This is a genomic window from Herbaspirillum lusitanum P6-12, assembly GCF_000256565.1.
In the GTDB taxonomy this organism is placed as follows: Bacteria; Pseudomonadota; Gammaproteobacteria; order Burkholderiales; family Burkholderiaceae_D; genus Herbaspirillum; species Herbaspirillum lusitanum.
In genome coordinates this window covers 1-3,340 of record NZ_AJHH01000311.1, presented here as the reverse complement: position 1 = coordinate 3,340, position 3,340 = coordinate 1, and the positions used below count along the sequence as shown (strand labels likewise).

Sequence of the window (3,340 nt, the reverse complement as noted above, 5' to 3'; positions counted from 1 at the left end):
TCGCAGCCGCGCAACCGCCACTAGTAGTCGGAAGCCGAACAGCAAGACGTGCATCGGCCGCAACGCATGATCCGGCCAGAACGTCTGCAACGCCAGCACGCCGCCGACCACCACCGCGCCGATCAGGCCCGAGACCAGCGCATTGCGGCCGAACTTCTTCAGCGCATGCGTGATGGCGAACACCGACAACAGCAGGCTGCCGATCAGCACCGGCAAGACGAAGATCGTCTGCGGCAGGCCCGACGGCGTGGTCTGGTCGTTGCTGATCTCAAGCAGCAGCCAGGTGGTGTAGGCCAGCGACAGCGAGACGAAGGCGATCACCCAGTCGCACAGCCGCAGCACGTACGGCAACCACGACTTCGGAAAAATGCCGCGCAGACTGTCGATGCCGACGTGGCGACTGCGGCCCAGCACGCTGGCGGCGCCGAAGAACACCAGCGTGATCATCAGGGCGCGCGCCACTTCTTCCGACCATTCCAGCGGATCGTGCAAGGCGTAGCGCCAGATCACCGAGAAGAACACCACCAGCACGTCGACCGCCAGCACCGCCGCCGAGGCCAACTCCAGCAAGCGTTGCAGGCGCGGGTAATCCACTGCATCGTTGGGCGACGCGTGCAGCGAATGGATCACATTCTCGGCTTCTGCAGCGTCCACCGGCGCCAGCGGCGCAGTCATCGTTTTCATCATGGATTCCTTTGGCTTCGCTCAGTTGCGCGCGTCATCAGCCGCGCGCAGCAACGATCTCGTCGACCACCGGCTTGACCGCCGGATATTGCGTGGTGAACTCGCTCCACAGCGGCGCGACGTCCTTGCGCAGCGCTTCGCGATCCACCGTCGACACGGTCAGGCCAAGCCCCTTCAGTTTTTCAAAGGCATCGCGCTCCATGTCGGCGGCGCGCTGGCGTTGATAGTTGGTCGCCTCGGCGGCGGCGTCGAGGAAAGCCTTTTGCAGGTCGGCCGGAATCCGGGCGAACGAGCGCTTGCTGATCACCGGTGTTTGCGGATTGTAGATGTGCTGGGTCAGCGCGCAGTACTTGGCGACTTCGAAGAACTTGCCGGCCAGAGCGGTCGGCGCATCGTGCTCGAAACCGTCGACCACGCCGGTCTGCAGCGAGGTGTAGATTTCGCCGAACGGAATCGGCGTCGGCACCGCGCCCATGTAGCGCAAGGTGCCGATGAAATTCTTGACCGGCAGCACGCGCAGCTTGATGCCTTTCAACTCGGCCACGCTGCGCACCGGATTCTTGGTGAACACATTGCGCGCCCCCAGCGAATAGGCCCAGCCCAGCACCTGCACGCCGACACGGTCATACATCATCTTGCTCAGGATGGCGCCGGCCTTGCCGTCCAGCGCACGGCCGGAATGATCCAGGTTGGCGAACAGGTAACCCATGTCGAGCACGCCGATTTCCGGCACGGTAGTGGACCAGATCGACGAGCCGGAGATCATCATGTCGACGCTGCCGATACGCACCTGATTGACGACATCGGACTCCTTGCCGAGCTGGTCGCTGGGGAAATAATTGACGACGATCTTGTTGCCGACCGCGGCCTTCAGGTTCTGCGCGAAGCGGCTGTACCAGACGTAATGGGCCGAGTTGGCGTCGAGCGGCAAGGTCGACGACATGCGCAGCGTGACCAGCGGTTTGTCCTGCGCGAAGGCGAGATTGCCGGACAGTCCGGCCGCTGCTGCGCCGCCGATGGCCAGGCCGGTCTTGAGGAATTGTCGTTTGGATGCGTTGGTCGTGTTCATCATGTCTCCTGTAGTTTTATGTAGGTCTACTTTTGGTGTATCTGATGCGTCTGATGCCGGTCCTTTGCTGCACGCTGCGTAGTCTGGTGGCGCTATCCTTTCGCAAACGGTGCGTCGTGCATGCCGGCGACGCCCGGGTTCAGCGTCCAGATGCGGCCCGCGCCGTCGTCGCCTGCCGGCGCGCCAAGACTGATGCTGGTGACGATCATGGTCTTCATGTCGTCGCCGCCGAAGGCGCACATGGATGGTTTTTTGGCGGGCAATTCGATGGTCCGGTCCAACTTGCCGTCCGGCGTGAAGCGCAGCACACAACCGGCGTCGTTGGCGCAAATCCAGTAACAGCCGTCGACGTCCATGGCCGCCCCGTCCGGACGGCCCCGATGATGATTGAGGTCGGCGAACACGCGCCGCCGTGAAGGCGTGCCGCTGTCGACGTCGTAGTCGAAGGCCCAGACCAGGCGTCTCGACGGATGCGAATCGGACAGGTACATGGTCTTGCCGTCCGGCGACCAGGCCAGGCCGTTTTGCACGATCAGGCCATCCGCCATCGGCGCCGACAAGCCCGCATCGTCGTAGCGATACAGCTTGCCGTCGGCGCGCGCCAGCGACATGTCGAGACACATCACCCCGCTCCAGAAACGCCCCTGGCGATCGCAACGGCCGTCGTTGAAACGCTGGTCGGCTTGCAATCCTGCCGGCTGCGCGAGCTTGCTCAATTGCGCATGGCCGTCATCCTGCAAGCGCACGCTGAAAATGCCGGTGTGCATGCCCGCGATCAAGCCACCGTCGTCATCGGGCGCGATGCACGCGACCATTTCCAGCAGTTGCCATTGTTGGCAGTCGCCATCGGCGGTCTGGCGGCAGATCAGCTTGCGCGGGATGTCGACCCAGTACCAGGCCGATTGGGTGGCGTGCCAGAACGGGCTTTCGGCGACGTCGTAACGCTGATCGTTGAGCGGGAGAACTTGCATGGCGTGTGTTTTCTATTCGTATTGCGGACCGGCCAGGATGAACGGCCCGCCCTGGAAATTGCCGGCGTCGTCGGCTGCCGGCCAGGCGCCGCCGAAGGGGAAGCGTTCGGCAAATGCATCGGCGCTGTCCTGCGCCACGAAGCCGAGGTGGCCGGCCTTGCCGTTGTCCCACCAGGCTATGCGATTGTCGGAGACGCCGTAGACGATGGTGTGGCCGACGCGCGGCGTGAACAGCGCGCAGCGCACCAGCTCGACGAAGTCGTCGTAGCTCAGGAAGGTCGCCAGCATGCGCGCGTTGCGCGGCTCCGGAAAACACGAACCGATGCGCAGGCACACCGTCTCCACGCCGAAGCGATCAAAGTAATAGCGCGACAGCGATTCACCGAAACACTTGGTCAGTCCATACAGGCCGTCGGGCCGCAACGGACTGTCGGCGTCGATGCGCCGGGTGGTTGGGTAGTAGCCGACCGCGTGGCTGGAGCTGGCGTAGATCACGCGGCGGATGCCGCGCTTGTGCACGCCTTCGTAGAGGTTGTAGGTGCCCTGGATGTTGGCGTGCATCAGTTGCTCGAACGGCGCTTCCAGCGAACGTCCGCCGAAATGCAGCACGGCGTCG

4 protein-coding genes are annotated in these 3,340 nt (G+C 63.7%); all 4 read right to left on the bottom strand.

What is annotated here, in order from left to right; genetic code table 11:
- Positions 1-684, bottom strand: a 684-nt coding sequence (locus HLUSI_RS0109765) for a TRAP transporter small permease (RefSeq protein WP_016833795.1), incomplete at its 3' end; no start/stop codon positions are given.
- A gap of 37 nt (positions 685-721) precedes the next feature.
- Positions 722-1,753, bottom strand: a complete 1,032-nt coding sequence (locus HLUSI_RS0109760; protein ID WP_016833794.1) for a TRAP transporter substrate-binding protein — start codon at positions 1,751-1,753, stop codon at positions 722-724.
- 92 nt (positions 1,754-1,845) lie between these two features.
- On the bottom strand, positions 1,846-2,724 hold the full coding sequence (locus tag HLUSI_RS0109755) for an SMP-30/gluconolactonase/LRE family protein (protein WP_016833793.1): 879 nt from the start codon (positions 2,722-2,724) through the stop codon (positions 1,846-1,848).
- 12 nt (positions 2,725-2,736) lie between these two features.
- The coding region (locus HLUSI_RS0109750; protein ID WP_016833792.1) for an NAD-dependent epimerase/dehydratase family protein at positions 2,737-3,340 on the bottom strand (604 nt) is incomplete at its 5' end.

Bases quoted from the DNA above. Each gene is read 5' to 3' on its own strand.
- HLUSI_RS0109760 (WP_016833794.1), bottom strand. From the start codon at position 1,753: ATGAACACGACCAACGCATCCAAACGACAATTCCTCAAGACCGGCCTG.
- HLUSI_RS0109755 (WP_016833793.1), bottom strand. From the start codon at position 2,724: ATGCAAGTTCTCCCGCTCAACGATCAGCGTTACGACGTCGCCGAAAGC.